The sequence below is a fragment of the Desertimonas flava genome (assembly GCF_003426815.1).
Taxonomy (GTDB): domain Bacteria; phylum Actinomycetota; class Acidimicrobiia; order Acidimicrobiales; family Ilumatobacteraceae; genus Desertimonas; species Desertimonas flava.
Genome location: NZ_QKYK01000017.1, coordinates 92,228 through 114,151 on the forward strand (window position 1 = coordinate 92,228; position 21,924 = coordinate 114,151).

Genomic DNA, 21,924 nt, shown 5'->3' on the forward strand with positions numbered 1-21,924 from the left:
TGCCGCGAGTCGGCGGCGCTACGTTGTGGTGCCGATGCGCCAATACCTCGACCTCGTCGAGCGCATCCTCGACGAGGGCGTCGACAAGTCCGACCGCACCGGCACCGGCACCCGCAGTGTGTTCGGCCACCAGATGCGCTTCCGGCTCGACGACGGCTTCCCGGTGGTCACCACGAAGAAGGTGCACCTGCGATCGGTCATCGTCGAGCTGCTGTGGTTCCTGCGCGGCGAGACCAACGTCCGCTGGCTGCAGGAGCGTGGCGTGAGCATCTGGGACGAATGGGCCGATGCCGAAGGCGAGCTCGGCCCCGTGTACGGGCACCAGTGGCGCTCGTGGCCGGCGCCCGACGGGACCACGATCGACCAGATCGCCCGGGTTGTGGACTCGATCCGGCGGACGCCCGATTCCCGGCGCCACATCGTGTCGGCGTGGAACGTCGCCGAGATCGACGAGATGGCGCTGCCGCCGTGCCACACGCTCTTCCAGTTCTACGTCGCCGACGGGACGCTGTCGTGCCAGTTGTACCAGCGATCGGCCGACGTGTTCCTCGGCGTGCCGTTCAACATCGCGTCGTATGCCCTGCTCACCCATCTCGTCGCCCAGGTGACCGGTCTCCGCGCCGGCGACTTCGTGCACACCTTCGGCGACGCCCACCTCTACCTCAACCACCTCGACCAGGCGCGCCTGCAGCTCAGCCGCGAGCCCCGGCCGTTGCCGACCCTGCATCTGGCCGACGGCATCGCCGAGCTCGACAGCGTCGAGCTGGACCACGTCGTCGTCGACGGCTACGACCCGCACCCGGCGATCCCTGCACCCATCGCCGTATGACGATCACGCTGATCGCCGCGGTGGCGGCGAACGGGACGATCGGCGCCGCGGGCGGCATGCCGTGGCACCTCCCCGAGGACCTCGAGCGGTTCAAGGCGATGACGACCGGCCACACCTTGGTGATGGGGCGCAAGACGTACGAGTCGATCGGTCGTCCGCTGCCGGGACGGCGCACGCTGGTCATCACGCGCGACCCTCGATGGTCGGCCGACGGCGTGGCCGTCACGTCGTCGCTGGACGCCGCCCTCGAGCACGCGCCGGGCGAGACGGTGTTCGTGGCCGGCGGCGGCGAGATCTACGCCCAGACGATCGACCGCGCCGACCGGTTGGAGATCACCCACGTCCACCGTGCCGTCGAGGGGGACACGGCGTTCCCCACCATCGACCCCGACCGCTGGCAGGTCGAGGCCACCGACGAACGCGACGGGTTCGCGTTCGTCACCTACGGGCCCCGCGCGGCCCCCGTGCGTCGGCTCGACGACCTGCTCGCCGGGCTGCAACCCGTGCTCCACCCCGGCGAGTACGTGTACGTCCTCGCCGGCGCCGACGACCGCCACATCCGTACGAAGCCGGTCGTCGTGGTGCACGAGGCCGAGGGCAAGACCTTGGTGATCGACGCCGGCGCCGCCGGCGAGGCCGGATTCCCGACCTCGCCCCGCTTCGCCTGGATCACCCTCGAGGTGCACTCCGACCTCGAGGCGGTCGGACTCACGGCCGCGGTCGCTACGGCGCTGACCGACGAGGGGATCGCGTGCAACGTGGTGGCGGGCTTCCATCACGACCATCTCTTCGTCCCCATCGGCCGTGCGGGCGATGCGATCGACGCCCTCACCCGGCTGTCGGCGGCGCCGCCGGGCCCCAGGCCCTAGTGCCGCGGCGCTAGGTGCCGTTGGCGCTCGGCCTATATCGTGGCCGGCCATGGGTCAGATGGTCGCCGTCACCGAGAAGCCGTCGTCGTCGCCGGGCATCGTCCGCTTCGAGCTGAACCGGGCGCTGACGGGAATGGGCCACGAGCACTACTCGTCGCTGAGCGATGCCACCGGTGATCGGCCCGCCGACGAACTGGCCCGGCGACTGTTCGCCACCGAGCAGATCGATGCCGTGCACGTCTTCTCCAACATGGTGACCGTCGAGCTGGCCCGCGGCGGTGACTCGGCGCCGCTCGCCGATGTCGTGCGCACCCTGTACCAGTACTGGCAGCCGGGCATGAAGCCGCCGTCGTTCGAGGACCTCCAGCCCGCCGACGAGCCCGGCGCGGCACCCGCCGCCACGGGCGACTCCGACGGTGCCGACCCGGCCCTCGCCGCGGCGATGGCCCGCGTGCCGGCCAACCTCCTCGAGCGCAGCCGCGCCGGCCGCGAACGCTGGAAGGCGAAGACCGGCGGCTGACCGACCCGTCGCCGCGATCGCGGCGGCGCTCAGGTCCCGGGTCGGGACATGAGCTGAGGGAACACCTTGGACACCTTGGCCGTCAGGTAGTCGCCGTAGCGGCCCTGCCACGCGTGCACGTCGCCGCCGTCCCATCGCGGCGGACCGGCCGACGCGTCGCCCGGTTGCAGCGACTCGATCGGGACCGGCTCGGCGTCCCAGGACGGGTCGAGGAAGAACGGGAACGACAGCCGTCCGACGCCCGACGTGTTGCGCACCCGGTGGGGCGTGGACCGGTAGAGCCCGCGGGTCATCCGTTCGATCATGTCGCCGAGGTTGACCACGAGGACGTCGGGGTCGGCGGGCACGTCGACCCAGCCCGATGGTCCCCGGACCTCCAACCCTCCGGTCCCGTCCTGAGCGAGGATCGTGAGCAGGCCGTAGTCGGTGTGCTCGCGGACACCCCACTCGTCCGCCTCGGTCGCCTGCTCGCCGGCCGGCGGGTAATGGAAGATGCGGAACAGCACGGTCGGGTCGGCGGTGACGTTGCGGGCGAACCACGCGTCGTCGAGACCGAGGGCGGTGGCCAGCGCGGCGAGCAGGCGCTGACCCAGCGACGTCATCGCTTCCATCCACTCCAGCACGGCGGCGCGCAGGCCGGCGGGGACGGTGGGGAAGAGGTTGGCCCCGTGGAGCGGCGCTCCGGCCCGCACCGCCAGATGATCGTCGGCCAGCTCGGCGCCGAAGTAGATCCCCTCCTTGCCGTCGGGCCGTCCCGACGTCAGCTCGGCACCGACGGGAAACCAGCCCCGCCACGCCCGCCCGGCGCGCTCCATGGCGATCTCCGCCTTCGTCGCTGTCGGGAGGGCGAAGAACTCGGCGGCGTCGTCCGTGAGGCGGTGGCGGAGCCCGGGGTCGACGCCGTGGCCGACGATGCGGACGAAGCCGAAGCGACGGCATGCCTGGTCGAGCGCCGCAGCGACCCCCGAGCGCGCCGCGGCGTCGCCGTCGGTCAGCGCGGCGACGTCGACGAGCGGGAGCACGGCGCCGAGGCTACGCCCGCTACGGTCCGGGTCGTGCGAAGCGCCTGGACCACCGACGAGCTGAAGTGGCTCGTCATCGACGACGTCAAGCGGCGGACGCCCGTCGATGACGCCGAGCGGGCCGACATCGACCGGTTCGTCGCCGACATCGCCGAGCTGGACGATCCCTTCTCGCGGGACGAGGGACCGCGCCACGTCACCGGGTCGGGGTTCGTGGTCGGCCCGCGGGGCATCGTCTTGCTGCACCACCTACGGTTCGATCTCTGGGTGCAGCCCGGCGGCCACGTCGATCCGGGCGAGACACCGTGGGACGCCGCGCGGCGCGAGGTGCTCGAGGAGACCGGGCTCCACGTCACGTTCGCCGGGGGCGAGCCGCACCTGGCCCACGTGAGCGTCCACGACGTGCCGGGCGGACACACGCACTACGACCTGCGCTACCTCTTCGACGGCGGCGACGCCGACCCGGCGCCGCCGGTCGGTGAGAGCCAGGACGTGCACTGGTTCGACTGGCCCGACGCCATCGCCATCGCCGATCCCGCGCTCGGCGGCATCCTCGCCGCCCTGCAGTCAGCCGCCTCGTAGCGCCGCCTCCATCGCGTCGGCCATCGACCGCAGGCCGTCGACGACGCCCGTGCGGTCGGCCTCGCTGCGGGCCCCGCTGACCTTCGACTTGGCCTCGACCGAGTCGACGAGGAACTCGATCCCCACGATCGCCCGCAGCATCCCGTCGACGTAGTCGTCGGGGGCGTCGGAGACCGCCCAGGGCTCCGCTCGGACCGCCTCGTGATGGTCGGTGAGCGCGGTGACGACGCCTCGCACCCAGCCGGCGTCGTCGTGGACGGTGACGCGGCCGGTGAGATGGATCGACACGTAGTTCCACGTGGGCACGACGCGTCCGTGCTCGGCCTTGGCCGGGTACCACGACGGTGACACGTAGGCCTGCGGCCCGCCGACGATCAGCAACGCCGGAGAACCCGGCTCGATCTCTCGCCACTGCTGGTTGGCCCTGGCCATGTGGGCGACGAGCCGTTCTCCTCCGTCCCACAGGATCGGCAGGCGCGTGGCGACCGGCGTGCCGTCGGCGGCGACGGTGACGAGGTCGCCGGCGCCGGCTGCGGTGACGACCGCGAGCACCTCGTCGGGATCGTCGATGCTGTCGGAGCGCGGGACGTACATGTCGCACGACGGTACGTGGTCAGGCGTGGTGGGCGAGGCCGCGATACCGCACGGGCCGGGCGGCTTCCTCTTCGCCGATGTGGGCCGCGAACCCGGCGATCCGGGCGACGGCGAAGATCGGTGTGTCACGGGGGATGTCGGCGACGAACAACAGGGCGCCGAGGGCGAGGTCGATGTTGGGCCGCTGGACGATGCGGCTGCCGGCGACGGCGAGGACCGCCTCGACCACCGACCGACGGTCGCGGGGGTCGTGCAGCGTCGCGATGGCATCCAGCAACGGACCGAGCCGGGGATCGACACCGGCGTAGATCTTGTGCCCGAAGCCGGGCAGACGCTGGTGGGAGGCCAGGCGGGCGCCGACGGCGGACGCCACGCCGTCGCGTTCGCAGTCGGTGAGCAGGTCGACGACCGCGGCGCTGGAGGCGCCGTGCAGCGGTCCCGTGAGCACGGCCAGCCCGGCGGCGAACGCGTGGTACGGGTCGGCGCGCACGGACGTGGCCAGCCGGACGGCCAGCGTGCTCGTGGCCAGCTCGTGGTCGGCGAGCAGGATCAGGGCCCGCTCGACGGCGGCGGCGAACGGGGTGTCGCCGGGGCGCCAGTGTTCGGCGAGGCGGCGGGCGACGCTCCCGGTCGGGGACGAGTCGCGGGCTCCGAGGGCATCGGCGGCGACCGTGAGGAGGCGACGGGCGGCCACGGGTGCCGTATCGCCGCCGTGGCGCGCCGACAGGGCGGCGGCGGCGGTGAGCAGCGCGGTCACGCCGTCGCCGCCGACGGCCGCCGTTGCGTCGCGAACGGCGATCCGGTCGAGATCGTCGGGTTCGGGCCACGCCACGTCGGCGGCGGGAAGGCTCCCGGTCCACAGCAGCTCGGCGACGCGCTCGAACGTGGCGGTGGTGGCCAGCGTGGCGACGTCGTGGCCGCGGTACCTGACGGCGTCCTCGTCGAGCACGGTGACGTCGGTGACGACCTGCACGTCGAGCGAGGGTCGGGGGAGCGCGTCGCGCCGCCGGCTGCGGCCGGCGAGCCGCTCGATGTCGTCGAGCGAGTACAGCGACGTGCGCCCGTCGACGGCGACCCGCCGGTCGATCAGCCCGCGACTGACGTAGGCATACAGCGTCGCTCGTTGCACGCCGAGCTGGCGGGCGGCCTCGGCGGCGGCGACGTAGCGCGGCATGGCGTCACCATACGGCCGGAGCGTGGACTGATCAATGTTGATCGAATCAACGTTGATCAAGCACCTGGACGGTTCCACGATGGAGCCATGCTCATCGACGTACCCCGCGGTCTCAACGGCGTTGCCGTCACCGACACCATGATCGGCGACGTGCTCGGCGACGAGGGCCGCTTCCACTACCGCGGCCACGACGCCGCCGACCTCGCCCGCACCCGCTCGTTCGAGGAGGTGTGGCACCTCGTGGCCGTCGGGCATCTCCCCGACGCCGCGGAGCTCGCTGCGTTCACGGCTCGCGTCTCGGCGGCCCGGACGGTGCCGCCCACGCTCGTCGGCCTGCTCGAGCCGTTGGCCCGGGCGTCGGGGCCGACCCTCGGCCGCATCCGTGCCGCGGTGTCGATCGCCGCTGACGATCTCGGACTGCGCCCGCTGCTCGATCTCACGCCGGGGGAGCGGGCCGACCAAGCCCTCGACCTCGCCGCGGCGATGCCGGCGATCGTCGCGGCGCTGCACCGCGCCAGCCTCGGCGAGGCCCCGGTGGTCCCCGACGCCGACCTCGGCACCGCCGGGGCGTACCTGCAGATGGTCAACGGGAAGCGACCGACCGCGGACGAGGCGCGGGCCCTCGAGCAGTACCTGTCACTGACGATCGACCACGGGTTCAACGCGTCGACATTCACCGCGCGCGTGGTGGCCTCCACCGGAGCCGACCTCGCCGACGTGGTGGGTGCGGCGCTGGGTGCGCTGAACGGGCCGCTGCACGGCGGGGCGCCGAGCCGGGCCCTCGACGCCCTCGACGCGATCGGCGATCCCGGCCGGGCTCCGGGAGTGGTGGAGACGTGGGTGGAGGCCGAGATGGCCGCCGGGCGCCGCATCATGGGCTTCGGTCACCCGGTGTACCGGGCGCCCGATCCCCGTTCGGGCGTGTTGCGCGAGGTCGCCGAATCGATCGGCGGCGACCTCGTCGAGCGCGCAGTCGAGATCGAGCGGCACATCCTCGAGGCCCTCGTCCGGGCGAAGCCGGATCGTCCGCTGCCGAGCAACGTCGAGTTCTACGCCGGCGTGGTGATGGCCGGCGCCGGGTTGTCCCGCTCGATGTTCACGCCCACCTTCGCCGTCAGCCGCACGATCGGGTGGTGCACCCACGCCGTCGAGCAGGCCGCCGACGGCAAGCTGATCCGCCCCAGCGCGAGATACGTCGGGCCCGACCTCGCTCGGTAGGCGTCTTCGGGCCGGCCGGGACCGGCGGCCCTAACCTGGAAGCGTGGCAACGCGATTCCTCATCATCGGCGGCGGACCGGCAGGCAACACCGCGGCGACGTATGCGGCCAGGCTCGGCGCCGACGTGACCGTCGTCGAGCGCGACATCGTGGGCGGAGCGGCCCACCTGCTCGACTGCATCCCGTCGAAGACGATGATCGCCACCGGGGGAGCGATGAGCTTCCTCCGCCGGTCGACCGGGATGGGGCTCGAGCAGGCCGTGGCCGGCGTCGACACCGAGGCGCTCACCAGCCGCATCGAGGGAATCAAGTCCCACCTGCAGCGAGGTACCACCGAGCTGCTCGAGAGCCAGGGCGTGCGCATGATCCGCGGCACCGCCCGGTTCACGTCGCCGCACACGGCCGCGGTCGTCACGCTCGAGGGCACCGAGACGCTCGAGTTCGACCACGCCCTGGTGGCCACGGGGTCCCGCCCGCGCATCCCCGAATGGTGCTCGCCCGACGGCGACCGCATCCTCACCACCCGTGACTGCTACCCCCCGAAGGAGTTCCCGAAGAGCGTGACGGTCGTCGGCTCGGGGGTGACGGGCGTGGAGTTCGTGCACATGTTCTCGTCGTTCGGCGCCGATGTCACCCTCGTGGTGTCGCGCCAGCAGGTCCTGCCGTCGAAGGATCCCGAGGTCGCCGCGGTCCTCGAGGAGGACTTCCTCCGCCGCGGTGTGAAGCTGCTGAAAGGCGCCAGGGCGACGGCGATCGAACGGGACTTCGACGGCGAGGCCACGGGCGACACGGTGGTGGTGCGCTGCGACGACGGCCGCGTGGTGCGGTCCACCCACGCCGTGCTCGCCATCGGGTCGATCCCCAACACGTCCGAGCTCGGCCTCGACGCCGCCGGGGTCGAGGTGGACGCCGGGGGATACGTCCCGATCGATCACAACTGCGTGACCAACCAGCCCCACATCTACGCCGCCGGCGATGTGAGCGGCAAGCTGCCGCTCTCGTCGGTGGCCTCGATGCAGGGCCGCAAGGTGGCCGAGCGGATGATGGGCCTGCACGCGGGCCCGCACCGCCACCTCGACTACGACAAGGCGGCGTCGGCCATCTTCACCGAACCGGAGATCGCCGACGTCGGGCTGGCCGAGGCCGAGGCGTTCGCATCCGGTCGCAAGATCCGCGTCACCAAGGTGCCGTTCTCGGGGAACCCCAAGGCGTTGATCAACAGCTACCCGCAGGGGTTCGTGAAGATCGTGTCCGATCCGGCGACCGGCGTCGTGCTCGGCGGCTCGATCGTCGGCCGGCACGCCGCCGAGCTGATCTCGGTGATCGCCCTCGCCGTCACCGCCAACCTCAAGGTCACCGACATCGTCGAGAGCCTCCTCGTCCACCCCGCACTCTCCGAGGCCCTCGCCGAGGCCGCGGAATGATGCAACTCAGGGGGGTTCGCCTCCACTGGCTGAAGCTGCCGCTGGTTCGGCCGTTCACCACGTCGTTCAAGGTGCAGACCGAGCGCGAGGCGCTGCTCGTCGAGGTGGCGGCGGAGTTCGACGACGGGCGGACGGTCACCGGGTGGGGTGAGTGCGTGGCGCTCCCCGACCCGTCGTACTCGCCCGAGTACGCCGACAGTTGCGCCGTCGTGATCGAGCGGTTCCTCCTGCCCCGCCTCCGTGGCGACGACGTGATCGCCGAGACGGTGGGCCATCGCCTGCATCGCGTGAAGGGCAACCGCATGGCCAAGGCGGCGCTCGAGATGGCGGTGTTGGACGCCCAACTCCGTCACGCCGGCCGGTCGTTCGCGTCGTACGCCGGTGCCGTCGTCGACCGCGTCCCGTCGGGCGTGTCGGTCGGCATCCACGACTCCGTCGGTGAGCTGCTCGACGCCGTGAGCGGCTACCTGGCCGAGGGCTACGTGCGCATCAAGCTGAAGATCCAGCCCGGCTTCGACATCGAACCGGTGCGCGCCGTCCGCAAGCTCATCGGCGACGACGTGCCCCTGCAGGTCGACGCCAACGCCGCCTACACCCTGGTCGACGCGCCGCACCTGCGCCGCCTCGACGAGTTCGGCCTGCTGCTCATCGAGCAGCCGCTCGGCGACGAGGACATGCGCCAGCACGCCGCCCTGGCCCGCCAGATGGCGACGCCGATGTGCCTCGACGAGTCGATCGACTCCGCCGAGGCGGCAGCCGACGCCATTGCCCTCGGGGCGGCGGCGGTGATCAACATCAAGGCCGGACGCGTCGGCGGTTACCTGGAGGCGATCCGCATTCACGACATCGCCCGCGCCAACGGCATCGCCGTGTGGTGCGGCGGCATGCTCGAGACGGGCGTGGGCCGGGCGGCCAACGCCGCCCTCGCCGCCCTGCCCGGCTTCACGCTGCCCGGCGACATCTCGGCCTCCGATCGCTTCTACCGTGAGGACATCACCGAGCCCTTCGTCATCGACGACGGGCACATCGCCGTCCCCCAGACGCCGGGCATCAGCGCCGCCCCCGACCCCGACCGTCTCGCCGCGTGCCGCGTCGCGGTCCGCGACCTGCCCCTGGGCTGAACGGCGTGGCCGCGGCAGGTGCTGGCGACGCGGCGACGGGCGGCGCGCCCGACGTCGTCCTCCCGCCGTCGCACGACCATCCGGCGATGTTCTCGCGTGAGCTCATCGGCCCGCTCGCCACGACCATCAGCGGGCGTTCGTGGGTGCTCGACCCCTTCGCCGGGACCGGTCGGATCCACGCCATCGCCGAGGCCGCCGGCGTTCCGCGGTCGACAGGGATCGAGCTCGAACCGGAGTGGGCGAACACCGACACGTTCCCCGGGCCCGACCGGACGCAGGTCGTCGGCGACGCGCTGGTCGTCGTCCCCACGTTCACGCCGGGGACGTTCGACGCCGTGCTGACGTCGCCCGCCTACGGCAACCGGATGGCCGACAAGCACGAGGCGAAGGACCCCTGCAAGTCGTGTGGCGGCTCGGGCGTGGCGGGCGCCTCGGACTGCCGGGTCTGCAAGGGCCGGGGTGTCTCGCGGCGCAACACGTACCGCCACCGTCTCGGCCGGGTGCTGTCGGCGAACAACGGTGGCGGCATGCAGTGGGGCCCCGAGTACCGGGACCTCCACCGGGCCATCTGGGCCGTGTGCGTGTCCGTGCTCGCGCCGGGCGGCGTGTTCGTCGTGAACTGCTCGAACCACATCCGCCTCGGTGCGGTGGTCGACGTGTGCGACTGGCATCGGCGGTGCCTGGAGGAGCTCGGTCTCGGCATCGACGACGTCGTCAACGTCGAGACGCGCCGCCAGCGCCACGGCGCCAACGGCCATCTGCGCGTCGCAGGCGAACAGATCATCGTGGCCACCAAGCCGGCGCCGTGAGCGAGGACCGGGAGCTGGTCCTCTTCGGGCCGGACGACGATCCGGTGGCCCCGGACCGGGCGCGCGTGAAGTACTCGAGCAAGGACACGACGCTGATCTCCGAGCTGGCCACCGCGCTCGGCATGATCCGCCGCACGTTGCCCGAGGCGATCGCCCACCTGCCGTCCGAACTGGTCGGGGTGTCGCCAGCCGACTGGGATGCGCTGACCGCGCTGCACGCCGGCGGACGCCACGCCGAACTGTTCGAACACTCCTTCGCCAACGGTCGGGCCTTCGCCACGTCCGAGGCCGCCTTGCGTCATCGCCAGCCGGGACAGGTCGAGTGGTCCGGGCCCCGCAAGATCCGCGGTGAGGGCGCCATCCCCGCCGATCTCCGGGTCGACGACGTCTACCTGGTGAGCTGCAAGTACGGCTCGAAGAACCTCCTCAACAGCGGCCTCGCCAAGCTGTTCGACAACCGGCTGCGTGACGGCGTCCGGGCGGCGACGTCGTGGTACGAGGACGTGGCCGGCGAGGCCTACCAGCGGTACTACGCCGCCGTGCGCGCGCATTTCGCCTTCGACGACCTGGCGAGCGACGTGACGACGCTGACCGACGGCGACCGGATGGTCCTCGCCGGCCGCCTCGAGCGAGAGCTGCCGGCGGCGCTCGTCGACGAGCAGGCGGCGTTCTGCCGGGCGGTGTCGGAGGCGTCCGCCGCTCGGTGGCGGCGCTCGATCGGCTCGACCCAACAGCAGCGCGGCGACTTCGCCATGAGCCTGCTGCGCATCCCGCAGGCGGTGTACTTCCTGCTCGGCCGGGCCGGCCGCATCCCGTTGCGGTTCAAGGTGCTGTCGCGCTGGGACTGGGCCACGCGCTACGAGATGCGCAACTTCGCCATCGCCGCCACCACCGCGCTGCAGCCCACCGTCGACTGGGAGCTGACGGTGCTCGACCGCCTCACGCGCACCGAGTCGTCAGCGCGCGGACACGTCGAGATCCGCTGGAGCCACGGCCGCTTCAACAAGGCGCCGGAGGCCAAGGTGTACCTCGACTCCCCACTCCACGCCACCCCCGGCTACGTCTCGTTGGACTGACGCGGGTATCTCACCTGGTTGCGGCGCGGAGCTCGGCCGGTCAGTCGTCGCCGATGACGACGACGACGTCGCCGCCGCCCACGGTGTCGCCGGGGGCGACCTTGATCTCCTTCACCGTGCCGGAGCGCTCGGCGGTGATCTGGTTCTCCATCTTCATCGCTTCGAGCACGACGACGGGCTGGCCGGACTCGACGGCGACGCCGACTTCCACCAGGACCTTGACGATGGTGCCCTGCATCGGCACCGCGACATGCCCACTCCCGGCGCCCCCACCGGCGCCGCCGGCGCCGGCCGCCCGGCGCGGCTTGCGGGCCACCGACTTGGCGCTGCCGGCAGGAGCGACACCAGCCGATTCGGGCACCCAGAGCTTGACGTCGAAGCGCTTGCCGTTCACCTCCACGGTGGTGGATCGCTGCACGAGCGGCTCGGGTTCTTCGCCTTCCTCGGCGCTGGCGACCGGGAGCGCCGGAGCCGCTGCGTCCGAGAGGTCGAGGCGTTCCTCCACCCACTTGGTGGAGTGCTCGACGGCGACGAAGTCGGGATGACGGAGGATCGCCAGGTCGGCGGGGATCGTGGTCGCCACGCCCTCGACGGTGGTTTCCTCGAGGGCCCGGATCGTGCGGGCGATCGCCGTGTCGCGGTCCTTGCCCCACACGATGAGCTTGCCGACGAGGTTGTCGTAGTACTGCGACACCTCGTCGCCAGCGGCGTAGCCGGCGTCGAAGCGGATGCCGAAACCGTCGGGAGCATCGAGCTTGGTGATGCGACCCGGCGAGGGGAGGAACTTGCCGCCGGCCGGATCCTCGGCGTTGATGCGCACCTCGATGCCGTGGCCGCGGCGCTGGGCGAGGACCTCGTCCTGGGTCATCGGCAGCCGCTCGCCCGAGGCGACGCGGATCTGCCACTCGACGAGGTCGATGCCGGTGATCACCTCGGTGACCGGATGCTCCACCTGGAGGCGGGTGTTCATCTCGAGGAAGAAGAACTCGCCGTCCTGGTAGATGAACTCGACGGTGCCGGCGTTGTAGTAACCGACCGCCTTGGCCGCCTTCACCGCAGCGGCGCCCATCGCCGCTTCGACGCCGTCGGGCAGGCCGGGCGCCGGAGCCTCCTCGATGAGCTTCTGGTGGCGACGCTGCGCGGAGCAGTCACGGGTCGACACCCAGACGACGTCGCCGTGCTGGTCGCCGACGATCTGCACCTCGACGTGGCGGGGCCAGGTGAGGTAGCGCTCGACGTACACCTCGTCGCGCCCGAAGAAGGACTTCGCCTCGCGCTGGGCGCTGGCCATCGCCTCGTCCACCTCGGCGGCCGACTGCACGACCTTCATGCCGCGGCCGCCGCCGCCGAACGCCGCCTTGATGGCGACCGGCCAGCCGTGCTCCTCGCCGAACGCGCGGATCTCCTCGGGGCCCTGGGCGAACTCGGTCGTGCCGGGCACGATCGGCGCACCGCCGCGGACCGCGGCCTTGCGGCTCGACACCTTGTCGCCCATCTCCTCGATGGCGGCAGGCGGCGGGCCGATGAAGGCCACGCCCATGTCGGTGATGCGGCGGGCGAACTCGGCGTTCTCCGAGAAGAACCCGTAGCCGGGGTGCACACCGTCGGCGCCGCTCCGCTGGACGACGTCCAGGATCGCGTCGGTGTTCAGGTAGCTCTCCGCTGCCGTCTGGCCCCCGAGGGCGAAAGCCTCGTCGGCCAAGCGCACGTGCAGGGCGTTGCGGTCGAGTTCGGAGTACACGGCGACGGTGGCGATGCCCAGCTCGCGGGCGGCGCGGATGACGCGCACCGCGATCTCGCCGCGGTTGGCAATCAGGATCTTCTGCAGCACGGTGCCAATGTAGGTGGTGAGGGTCTCTCCGGCCGCAAGCCGGCAGGCGTGACAGCCGTCGTGTCCCGCGGCGGATTCGGCCGCCGTGCCGGCGCTTGGCATGCTCGCGGGCGTGAACGAGTCGTGGGATCGAGACTGGCCGGCCGGCTGGACGGTGGAGCATGTCGCCGAGACGGGCAGCACGAACGCCGATCTTCTCGAGGATGTCACGCGGCGCCCCCACCGGAGCGTCCTGGCCACCGACCATCAGACGGCGGGACGAGGGCGCCTCGAAAGGAAGTGGGACGCCCCGCCGGGATCCAACCTGCTCGTGTCGCTGCTGTTCCGAGCCGACGCCGTCGGGGCCGATCCAGGTGAGCTCGTGCGTCGGGTGAGCCTCGCCGCCCTCGATGCCGGCCGCGCCGTCGCCCCCGCCGCCGTGGGCGATCGCCTGCGGCTGAAGTGGCCCAACGACCTGCTCCTCGGTGACGACAAGCTGGCCGGCGTGCTCGCGCAACGGGACGGGACCGGTTCCGTCGTCGTCGGGATCGGCATCAACGTCGGCTGGGCGCCACCGGGCGCCGCCCGGCTCGGCGACGGGGTCGACCGGGCCGACCTGCTCGCCGAGCTCCTGTCGTCGTATGACCGCCTGCCGGCGACGACTGATCAACTGCACGCCCGGTACCGCGCCGAGCTCGGCACGCTCGGCCAGCGCGTGCGCATCATCGGGACGAGCGGCGACATCGTCGGGCGGGCGGTCGACGTCGAGCCCGACGGTCGGTTGATCGTCCTCGACGACTGCGCGATGACGCATCGCGTCGACGTCGGCGACGTCACGCACCTGCGGCCGGCCGGCGAGTGACCCCCGCCGACATCATGGCCCAGGTGCCCGGAGCCGGCGAGCGACGGCCGTTAGCCTCGACCTCGTGAGTTCCGGACGCATCCATCGCGCCCCACTGCTGCTCGCCGGCTTGTTCACGGTGGTCGTGGGCGTGGGCGGCGGAGCGGGCGTGTACTACGCGTCCGAGCGGCGACAGGCCGGCGTGGGCCAGGACGACGCCGCCCAGCAGGCGATCGACGCCGGGATCGAGCTCGATGACTCCGCCAACGACGGCCCGGCCGAGAACTACCTGCTCGTCGGCACCGACACGCGGGAGAATCTCAACCCCGAAGGCGGCACCGACGACCCGGGCTGCAACTGCACCGACACGATCATGATCCTGCGCCGCGACCCCGACAACGGCGCCGCCCTGGTCAGCCTGCCCCGCGACCTCTGGGTCGACATCCCGGGCTACGGCAGCGACCGCATCAACTCGGCCTACGCCCACGAGAACGGGTCGGGCGTGCTGATCGACACGATCCACAACGAGCTGGGCATCCGGATCGACCACTACGCCGAGATCGACTTCGCCGGATTCGTCGACATCGTCGACGCCATCGGCGGCGTCGAGGTGTGCGTCGAGCACCTCATCGAGGACCCTGAGTACACGGCGATGCGGCTCGATCCCGGCTGCCACATCCTCAGCGGACTCGATGCCCTGGCCTTCGCCCGGGCCCGGCACGTGAGCGAGTTCATCGACGGGGAGTGGGTCGAGGACCAGCGCGCCGACATCGGTCGCATCGAACGTCAGCAGTCGTTCGTCACCTCGGCCGTGAACGGCCTGCTGGCCGAGCTGAAGAACGACCCCGAGCGCGCGGGTGAACTGATCGAGGTCGCCGCCAATGCGCTCACGATCAGCGGCGGCGACGACCTCACCGAGATCGCCCTGGCGCTGCGGGCCGCCGCCGGCGAAGGTCTGCGTACGTTCTCGCTGCCGGTCGATCTCCGCCGCGACGGCGCCACGGTCGACCTGGGCGACGGCGCCGACGAGATCCTCGACTACTTCCGTGGCGCCGGTCCCTTGCCGCCCGAGCCGGCCGACACGCCGCCCGCCGACTCGGCGCCCGGCGAAGCGGACGGCTGATCAGGCCCGTTCGCGACGGATTCCGCCTACGCTGCGGGCCCGTATGAAGGCGCTCATCCTCGCCGGAGGTGAGGGGACCCGGCTGCGGCCGATCACCCACACCAGGGCCAAGCAGCTCGTCCCGGTCGCCAACAAGCCGATCCTGTTCTACGGCATCGAGTCAATGGTGGCCGCCGGCATCACGGAGATCGGTGTGATCACCGGCTCGACGGGGCCCGAGGTTCGCGCCGCCCTCGGCGACGGCAGCGACTTCGGGGCATCGATCACGTACATCCCCCAGGACGCCCCGCTGGGCCTCGCCCATTGCGTGCTGATCGCCCGCGACTTCCTCGGCGACGACGACTTCGTGATGTACCTCGGTGACAACCTCCTCGAGCAGGATCTGGCGGCGTTCGTGTCGGCCTTCGAGGAGGCCAGGGCGTTGCCCGATCCGCCGTCGGCCCAGATCCTCCTGAAGCGGGTGCCCGACCCCCATCGGTTCGGCATCGCCACGCTCGACGCCGCGGGTCACGTCGTGGGGCTCGTCGAGAAGCCCGCCGATCCACCGTCCGACCTGGCGCTCGTCGGCGTGTACCTGTTCGACGCGGCCATCCACGAGGCGGTGCGGGCCATCCAGCCCTCCGCCCGTGGGGAGCTCGAGATCACCGACGCCATCCAGTGGCTCATCACCAACGGTCGGCGGGTCCGCACCGAGTTGCTCACCGGCTGGTGGATCGACACCGGCAAGCTGACGCCGCTGCTCGAGGCCAACCGGCTGCTGCTCGAGAAGATCGAGACCGACGTGTCGGGAACCGTCGACGAGACGTCGTCCCTCGACGGCCGCGTGGTCATCGCAACCGGCGCCGAGATCGTCAACTCGACGATCCGGGGGCCGGTGGCGATCGGCGCCGGCACGCGGGTGGTCGACAGCTTCATCGGGCCGTTCAGCGCGATCGGCGACCGCTGCGAGGTCCTCAACAGCGAGATCGAGCACTCCGTCGTGATGAACGACTCGCGGATCCTGCAGATCCCCCGACTCGAGGACAGCCTCATCGGCCGCGAGGCGGTCGTCGAGCGCACCACGCGGCGCCCACGCGCCCTGCGCCTCATGGTCGGCGACCATTGCCAAGTCGATGTCGAGTGATGTTTCGTCCTCGGCGGCATCGTCGCTTCGCTCCTCGCCGCCCCCTTCGGCATCGGAGCGTTGGTCATCTCGCGACCGGTGTCGCGTCGGCGCGCTGGACATGGGGAAGGGCCCGACATGATTGACTTTGCGGTCCAACCATCGGCGATCGACGGGCTGGTGATCGTGACGATGAAGCAGATCTCCGACGAGCGGGGCACGGTACGGGAGTTCTTCCGCCGCTCGGCGTTCGAGTCCGCCGGCGTGGTCGATCTCGGACCGATCGAGCAGGTGAACGTCACCGAGACCCGCCGCGGGGCGGTGCGCGGCATCCACGCCGAGCACATGACGAAGCTCGTCGCCGTGGTCTTCGGCGAGGCCTTCGGCGTGTACGTCGACATGCGGCGAGAGTCATCGACGTTCGGCGCGGTGGAAACCGTGACGCTCGTACCGGGCACGCAGGTCCTCGTGCCCCGCGGCGTCGGCAACAGCTTCCAGGCAATCGCCGACGGCACGCAGTTCGCCTACTGCTTCGACCAGGAGTGGCGGCCGGGAATGGCCGGCACGGCCTGCACGCCGCTCGATCCGGCGCTGGGAATCGAGTGGCCGTTGCCGATCGATGTCGACGATCGGGCGCAGATCTCCGAGAAGGACCTGGCCGCCCCCACGTTCCAGGAGGCGACACGTGCCTGACTTCTTGGTCACGGGGGGAGCGGGCTTCATCGGCTCGAACTTCGTCCGTCACGTCCTCGACCACACCGACGCCTCCGTCACGGTGCTCGACAAGCTCACCTACGCCGGGAATCTGGCGTCGCTGGAGGGGCTGCCCGAGGACCGCTTCCGATTCGTCCAGGGCGACATCTGCGACGCCGATCTCGTCGACTACCTGGTGGCCGATCACGACCTCGTCGTGCACTTCGCCGCCGAATCCCACAACGACAACTCGTTGCGGGACCCGTCGCCGTTCCTGCACACCAACCTGATCGGCACGTACACGTTGCTCGAAGCGGCTCGCCACCACGACACCCGCTTCCACCACATCTCCACCGACGAGGTGTACGGGGACCTCGAGCTCGACGACCCGGCACGATTCACCGAGGCGACGCCGTACAACCCGTCGAGCCCGTACTCGGCCACCAAGGCCGGCTCCGACCTCCTCGTGCGGGCGTGGGTGCGGTCGTTCGGTGTCCGCGCCACGATCAGCAACTGCTCGAACAACTACGGGCCCTACCAGCACATCGAGAAGTTCATCCCCCGGCAGATCACCAACGTGCTCGACGGCCGCCGGCCGAAGTTGTACGGCGCCGGGCTCAACGTGCGGGACTGGATCCACGCCGACGACCACAGCTCGGCGGTCCTGCTGATCGCCCAACGTGGCGAGATCGGCGAGACCTATCTCATCGGGGCGGACGGCGAGCACAACAACCTCGACGTCGTGCAGTCGATCCTCACCATGCTCGGTCAGCCGGCCGACGCGTTCGACCTTGTTGCTGATCGGATTGGGCATGACCTGCGCTACGCCATCGACTCGACCAAGCTCCGCACCGAGCTGGGCTGGGCGCCGCGCTTCGCCGACTTCACGGCCGGGCTCGCCGAGACGATCTCGTGGTACCGGGAGCACGAGGCCTGGTGGCGCCCCCAGAAGGATGCCGTCGAGGCCAAGTACGCCGAGTCCGGCCAGTGAGGCTGCTGATCACGGGAGCCGCGGGCCAGCTCGGCACGGATGTCCGTCTCGCCGCCGAGGCGGCGGGCGATGACGTGCTCGCCGTGGCCCGCGGTGACCTCGACGTCACCGATCGCGGCGCGGTGCTCGGGACGATCACCTCGTGGCGGCCAGACGCCGTCGTCAACGCCGCGGCGTGGACGGCGGTCGACGCCTGTGAGACCGACCCCGACCGCGCCTTCGCCGCCAACGCCCTCGCCGTGCGCTGGGTCGCCGAGGCGTGCGATCGCGTCGGCGCCCACCTCGTGCACGTCTCCACGGACTACGTGTTCGACGGCTCGCTCGACCGCCCCTACCACGAATGGGACGCGCCCGCGCCGGCGTCGGTGTACGGGGCCTCGAAGCGCGCCGGCGAGTTGGAGGCGCTGGCCCTCGGAACCGGCGCCGCCGTCGTGCGGACGTCGTGGGTTTGCGGTGAGCACGGCAGCAACATGGTCCGGACGATCATCCGCGTCGCCGACGGCGGCGACGACACGCCGGGGCGCATGGCGTTCGTCGACGACCAGCGTGGTCACCCGACGTTCACCGCCGACCTCGCCCCACTCCTGCGTCGCCTGGTCGTCGATCGCCGCTCGGGCGTCGTCCACGCGACGAACCAGGGCGCCGTGTCGTGGTTCGAGTTCGCCCAGGCCGTCGTCGCCGGCATCGGCCGTCCGCCCGAGATCGTCCGGCCGATCACGACGGCCGAGCTCGACCCGCCCCGGCCGGCCCCGCGGCCGGCCAACAGCGTCCTCGACAACCGGGTGCTGCGCTCCGCCGGCATCCCCCTCCTGCGCGACTTTCGCCAGCCCCTCGCCGAACTCATCGCCGCCCTGCGCTGAATTCGGAGACTCCGTGACACCGTGATGTCAGCATCGCGGGATGGATCCGCGTCAGCCGCCGCTCGCCGCCCGGCCCCGGCGCGGGCTCGGATCGATCCCGCTCCTCGTCATCGGCGTCGCCACCGCCGTCACCGGTGCCGTCCTCGCCCTGCGGCTCGCCCCGTGCGGTGACTTCTTCGTCGGCACCGAGTTCTCCGGATCCAATCGCCGCCTCGGCGCATGGATCGGAAGCTGCCCGGCCGATCTCGGCGCCGCCCGCAGCTCGCTGGCCGCCGACGGGCTGTTCATCGTCGGGTACGTGCTCACCCTGGCGGGCATCCTGCGGCGATGGTGGCCGCTCTATCAGGCCCCTCGCCTGAAGCAGCGCGAGCGTCTCGTCGTCGCCCTGCCGTTCGTCGTCGGCGCCCTCGACGTGGTGGAGAACATCGCCACCCTGATCGCCCTCGGTGTTGCCCGCACCGGCGGCGGACAGCGTTTCACCTTTCCCGACAACCCGTGGCTGCCCACGTTCGTGTCGACCACGGCCTGGCTGAAGTGGGCCGGCGCCGGAGTTGCCGTTGTGCTCGCCGTGATGGCGATCGGGGTCGCCATCGCGTCGAGGCACGAGCCCGACGCGCCCAGGGTGTCGCGCGAGCCGGAACCGGTCCCCGTGATGACCGGGCCGCCATCCGGTCTCGGCGTCTGTTGCTCAGGCGGCGGGATCCGGGCGACCGCCTACGCGATCGGAGCGCTCGACGAGCTCGAGCGGGGCGGTGTGATGCGGCGGGCGCGCTGGCTGACCGCGGTGTCGGGCGGCAACTACGCCGCCACCGCATGGACGCTGGCGCGCACGGACGACCCGTCGCAGCGGGCCGCCGACGACGTCATCCGGTGGCTCACGGCGCCGATCCCGGGGAGCACGTCGGGCCGGCACCGGTTCTTGCGCAACGGTCCGGGCGGGCTCGGCCGGTCGGTCATCGCCGCCGCGTCGTACATCGCTCTCAACCTCGTCGTGCTCGGATCGCTCGTCGCCGTCCTGTCGTGGCCGATCGGCCGCGTCATCGGCAGCCGGGCCGTGCAGCCGGTCTTCCGCACGTTCCATCGCGTCCCGCGCCAGCTCGACGTGCCGCCCGAGCTGTGGTGGCCCGGCCTGGCCCTGGGCGGCGTGGCCGCCGTCGTCCTGCTCATCTCCGCCCTGCCGTCGTGGAGCACGTCGTGGCTGTGGCGCGTCGCCGCCGGGCTGGCGATCGCCGCGGCGGCACTGACCGCCGTCCTCGTCGGGATCCCGGCGGCGACGGTCGCCGTCGGCAACTTCCTCCACCCGGCGGAGCGCACCGGTCGCCCGGTCGCCGTCGGCCTGCTGTCGCTCACCGGCGCCCTCGGGGTCGTCTGGCGACTCGCCCGCAAGCCCCTGACCGGGCAGCTGGCCCGGCGACTGCCCCAACTCGGCGGCGTGCTCCTCGCCCTCGCCGCTTTGATGTGGGGCGGCAAGGTGGCCACCGACGCGGCCACGGCCGCCGGCCTGTTCGGCTCGGCCGAGCGGTGGGCCGCCGCCGGGGTGCTGTTCGTGGTCATCTACGGCCTCGTCGGGGCCACGCAGCCGAGCATCCACCGCATCTATCGGCGACGTCTCCTGCGCACGTTCGGGCTCCGGCGGGCGGGCGACGGCCGGCTCGACTCACCGGGGGTCCGCGGTCAGGTCACGTGGGACGAACTGTCCGCCGGCGAACCCGAGCTCGTGGTGTGCTGCGCCCAGCAGCGCAACGGGATCGCGCCGGGTGGGCTCCCGGCCGACACGTTCACCATCTCCCGCCGAGAGGTGCGCATCGGCGAGTTCGTCACCCCGACCGACCGCTACCTCGCGCGCCTGCCCAAGGACCTCACCGGTGAGCGAGACGTCGCGGCGTGGGCCGCCACGAGTGGAGCGGCGTTCGCCTCGGCGATGGGCCGCCTGTCCAAGGGATCGACGAACGCCCTCCTCGCCGCCCTCAACATCGATCTCGGGATCTGGCTGCCCAACCCACGGCTCACCGACGATCCGGCCGTGCGGTTCCCGAAGGTCCGCTTCGGGTACCTGTTCAAGGAGATCCTCGGCTGGTACGACGCCGCCGACCGCTACGTGTTCGTCGCCGACGGCGGCCACTGGGAGAATCTCGGTCTCGTCGAGCTGCTGCGCCGCCGGTGCGCCGTGATCGTCTGCATCGACGCGAGCGGCGACGACGCCAGCGGCTTCGGCACCGATGCTGCTCGGCGTGCCTTCGGCACGCTGCGCCAGGCGGTCGAACTGGCGAGTCTCGAACTTCCCGGCATCGTGGCGGCGATCGACCTGAGCGGGCTCGAGCGGCTCGTCGGCAACGGCAGCGTCCTGCCGCCCACCACCGTCACCACGCTGAGCGTCGACTACGTCGGTGGCTTCTCGGGAACCATCGTCTACGCCAAGGCGCAGCTGGCCGCCGACCTCGACATCGGCCTGCGCCGCTACGCCAAGGCCGATCGCGGTTTCCCGAACTACTCCACGGCGAACCAGTTCCTCAGCAACGACCAGTTCGCCCAGCTCGTCGACCTGGGGCGGGCCTCGGGGCGCCGTGTGGTTGACTCGCTCGATGGGCTTCAGCCGTGAGGAACTCCAGCAGTACTACGGAGTGACCGTCCCCGACCTCGTCGGCTCGGAGGTTCGACTGTTGTTCGTCGGCATCAACCCCGGACTGTGGACGGCGGCCACGCAGACCCACTTCGCCCATCCCGGCAACCGCTTCTATCCGGCGCTCTACGAGGCGGGGATCATCGAGCAGCCGATCGACCGCGGCCGCGGCATGACCGACGAGGAGCGGCGGGCGTTCACCGATCGTGGCCTCGGCATCAGCAATCTCGTCGCCCGGGCGACCGCCAAGGCGTCCGAGCTGACGAAGGCGGAGCTGCGCGCCGGCGGCGAACGCTTGCATCGATTCGTCGCCGAGCACCGGCCACGCGTCGTGGCCGTCGCCGGCATCACCGCGTACCGCGACGCGTTCGGACGACCGGCGGCCACGGGCGGCCGGCAGGGCGAGACGCTCGCCGGGAGCGAGCTCTGGGTCGTGCCCAACCCGAGCGGGCTCAATGCCCACGAGACGACCTCCTCGCTGGCCGCGGCCTACCGCGAGGTCGCCGTGGCCGCCGGCATCGATCTCGTCCGGTAACAGATGGTGCCAGCCTGCCCGCCAGCGGTGAGTGCAACACCTTGAGCCTTGGAGGTGTTGGTGATGGCACGGAGTCGTGTTCCTGATCGGGTTCGCCGGTTGATGGTGCTGA

21 protein-coding genes are annotated in these 21,924 nt (G+C 71.5%); 17 read left to right on the top strand and 4 right to left on the bottom strand.

Annotated elements, in window-relative coordinates; all coding sequences use genetic code 11:
- The first annotated feature begins 34 nt into the window (after positions 1 to 34).
- From DN771_RS18455 to DN771_RS18465, 3 genes are read left to right on the top strand one after another with little or no spacing between them, the layout of a single operon-like run.
- Positions 35 to 829, top strand: a complete 795-nt coding sequence (locus DN771_RS18455) for a thymidylate synthase (RefSeq protein WP_116999053.1) — start codon at positions 35 to 37, stop codon at positions 827 to 829.
- Positions 826 to 1,698, top strand: coding sequence for a dihydrofolate reductase (locus tag DN771_RS18460; RefSeq protein ID WP_116999029.1), 873 nt, complete (start codon positions 826 to 828; stop codon positions 1,696 to 1,698). The genes DN771_RS18455 and DN771_RS18460 overlap by 4 nt, the downstream gene beginning before the upstream one ends.
- A gap of 49 nt (positions 1,699 to 1,747) precedes the next feature.
- Positions 1,748 to 2,218 (top strand): NifU N-terminal domain-containing protein, encoded by a 471-nt coding sequence (locus tag DN771_RS18465; protein WP_162942111.1) that lies wholly within the window; start codon positions 1,748 to 1,750, stop codon positions 2,216 to 2,218.
- A gap of 29 nt (positions 2,219 to 2,247) precedes the next feature.
- Here the strand turns inward: DN771_RS18465 and DN771_RS18470 are convergent, their stop codons facing one another.
- Positions 2,248 to 3,240, bottom strand: coding sequence for an isopenicillin N synthase family dioxygenase (locus tag DN771_RS18470; RefSeq protein WP_116999031.1), 993 nt, complete (start codon positions 3,238 to 3,240; stop codon positions 2,248 to 2,250).
- Between the two features lie 33 nt (positions 3,241 to 3,273).
- Between DN771_RS18470 and DN771_RS18475 the strand changes: the two genes are divergently transcribed.
- Positions 3,274 to 3,822 carry an NUDIX hydrolase gene (locus tag DN771_RS18475; RefSeq protein WP_116999032.1) on the top strand — a complete coding sequence of 183 codons (549 nt, stop codon included), beginning with the start codon at positions 3,274 to 3,276 and terminating at the stop codon, positions 3,820 to 3,822.
- Here DN771_RS18475 and DN771_RS18480 read toward each other — a convergent pair.
- Both DN771_RS18480 and DN771_RS18485 read right to left on the bottom strand, forming a co-directional pair.
- Positions 3,808 to 4,416, bottom strand: a complete 609-nt coding sequence (locus DN771_RS18480) for an FMN-binding negative transcriptional regulator (protein WP_116999033.1) — start codon at positions 4,414 to 4,416, stop codon at positions 3,808 to 3,810. The genes DN771_RS18475 and DN771_RS18480 overlap by 15 nt on opposite strands.
- A 19-nt stretch (positions 4,417 to 4,435) precedes the next feature.
- On the bottom strand, positions 4,436 to 5,590 hold the full coding sequence (locus tag DN771_RS18485) for a citrate/2-methylcitrate synthase (RefSeq protein WP_162942112.1): 1,155 nt from the start codon (positions 5,588 to 5,590) through the stop codon (positions 4,436 to 4,438).
- Positions 5,591 to 5,677: 87 nt separating this feature from the next.
- Here DN771_RS18485 and DN771_RS18490 point away from each other — a divergent pair, with 87 nt between their 5' ends.
- From DN771_RS18490 to DN771_RS18510, 5 genes are read left to right on the top strand one after another with little or no spacing between them, the layout of a single operon-like run.
- The gene (locus DN771_RS18490) at positions 5,678 to 6,808 is read left to right on the top strand and encodes a citrate/2-methylcitrate synthase (RefSeq protein WP_116999035.1); all 1,131 of its coding nucleotides are present in this window, start codon (positions 5,678 to 5,680) and stop codon (positions 6,806 to 6,808) included.
- Between the two features lie 43 nt (positions 6,809 to 6,851).
- Positions 6,852 to 8,231: a dihydrolipoyl dehydrogenase family protein gene (locus DN771_RS18495; RefSeq protein ID WP_116999036.1), complete on the top strand. Its 1,380-nt coding sequence runs from the start codon at positions 6,852 to 6,854 to the stop codon at positions 8,229 to 8,231.
- Positions 8,231 to 9,352 (top strand): o-succinylbenzoate synthase, encoded by a 1,122-nt coding sequence (gene menC / locus DN771_RS18500; protein WP_116999054.1) that lies wholly within the window; start codon positions 8,231 to 8,233, stop codon positions 9,350 to 9,352. Before DN771_RS18495 ends, menC begins: the two co-directional genes overlap by 1 nt.
- Before the next feature lie 5 nt (positions 9,353 to 9,357).
- Entirely contained in the window at positions 9,358 to 10,161 is an 804-nt protein-coding gene (locus tag DN771_RS18505; RefSeq protein ID WP_162942113.1) for a class I SAM-dependent methyltransferase, read from the top strand.
- Positions 10,158 to 11,237, top strand: a complete 1,080-nt coding sequence (locus tag DN771_RS18510) for a hypothetical protein (protein ID WP_116999038.1) — start codon at positions 10,158 to 10,160, stop codon at positions 11,235 to 11,237. The genes DN771_RS18505 and DN771_RS18510 overlap by 4 nt, the downstream gene beginning before the upstream one ends.
- A gap of 40 nt (positions 11,238 to 11,277) precedes the next feature.
- On the opposite strand, the gene DN771_RS18515 is transcribed toward DN771_RS18510, so the two are convergent.
- Entirely contained in the window at positions 11,278 to 13,068 is a 1,791-nt protein-coding gene (locus DN771_RS18515) for an acetyl-CoA carboxylase biotin carboxylase subunit (RefSeq protein ID WP_116999055.1), read from the bottom strand.
- A gap of 112 nt (positions 13,069 to 13,180) precedes the next feature.
- Here DN771_RS18515 and DN771_RS18520 point away from each other — a divergent pair, with 112 nt between their 5' ends.
- The 8 genes from DN771_RS18520 to DN771_RS18555 all read left to right on the top strand — a co-directional run bounded on the left by DN771_RS18520 (position 13,181) and on the right by DN771_RS18555 (position 21,812).
- Complete coding sequence (locus tag DN771_RS18520; RefSeq protein WP_162942114.1) at positions 13,181 to 13,909, top strand: biotin--[acetyl-CoA-carboxylase] ligase; 729 nt, start codon at positions 13,181 to 13,183, stop codon at positions 13,907 to 13,909.
- A gap of 64 nt (positions 13,910 to 13,973) precedes the next feature.
- Positions 13,974 to 15,011, top strand: coding sequence for an LCP family protein (locus DN771_RS18525; protein WP_116999040.1), 1,038 nt, complete (start codon positions 13,974 to 13,976; stop codon positions 15,009 to 15,011).
- 43 nt (positions 15,012 to 15,054) lie between these two features.
- The gene (locus tag DN771_RS18530; RefSeq protein ID WP_116999041.1) at positions 15,055 to 16,134 is read left to right on the top strand and encodes a glucose-1-phosphate thymidylyltransferase; all 1,080 of its coding nucleotides are present in this window, start codon (positions 15,055 to 15,057) and stop codon (positions 16,132 to 16,134) included.
- 117 nt (positions 16,135 to 16,251) lie between these two features.
- A complete protein-coding gene (locus DN771_RS18535) occupies positions 16,252 to 16,806 on the top strand; it encodes a dTDP-4-dehydrorhamnose 3,5-epimerase family protein (protein ID WP_116999042.1) in 555 nt (184 codons plus the stop codon).
- Positions 16,799 to 17,797 (top strand): dTDP-glucose 4,6-dehydratase, encoded by a 999-nt coding sequence (rfbB, locus tag DN771_RS18540; protein ID WP_116999043.1) that lies wholly within the window; start codon positions 16,799 to 16,801, stop codon positions 17,795 to 17,797. Before DN771_RS18535 ends, rfbB begins: the two co-directional genes overlap by 8 nt.
- Positions 17,794 to 18,657: a dTDP-4-dehydrorhamnose reductase gene (rfbD, locus tag DN771_RS18545; RefSeq protein ID WP_162942115.1), complete on the top strand. Its 864-nt coding sequence runs from the start codon at positions 17,794 to 17,796 to the stop codon at positions 18,655 to 18,657. Before rfbB ends, rfbD begins: the two co-directional genes overlap by 4 nt.
- A gap of 40 nt (positions 18,658 to 18,697) precedes the next feature.
- The gene (locus DN771_RS18550; RefSeq protein WP_116999045.1) at positions 18,698 to 21,256 is read left to right on the top strand and encodes a hypothetical protein; all 2,559 of its coding nucleotides are present in this window, start codon (positions 18,698 to 18,700) and stop codon (positions 21,254 to 21,256) included.
- Positions 21,240 to 21,812, top strand: coding sequence for a mismatch-specific DNA-glycosylase (locus DN771_RS18555; protein WP_116999046.1), 573 nt, complete (start codon positions 21,240 to 21,242; stop codon positions 21,810 to 21,812). Before DN771_RS18550 ends, DN771_RS18555 begins: the two co-directional genes overlap by 17 nt.
- The last annotated feature ends 112 nt before the right edge of the window (positions 21,813 to 21,924 follow it).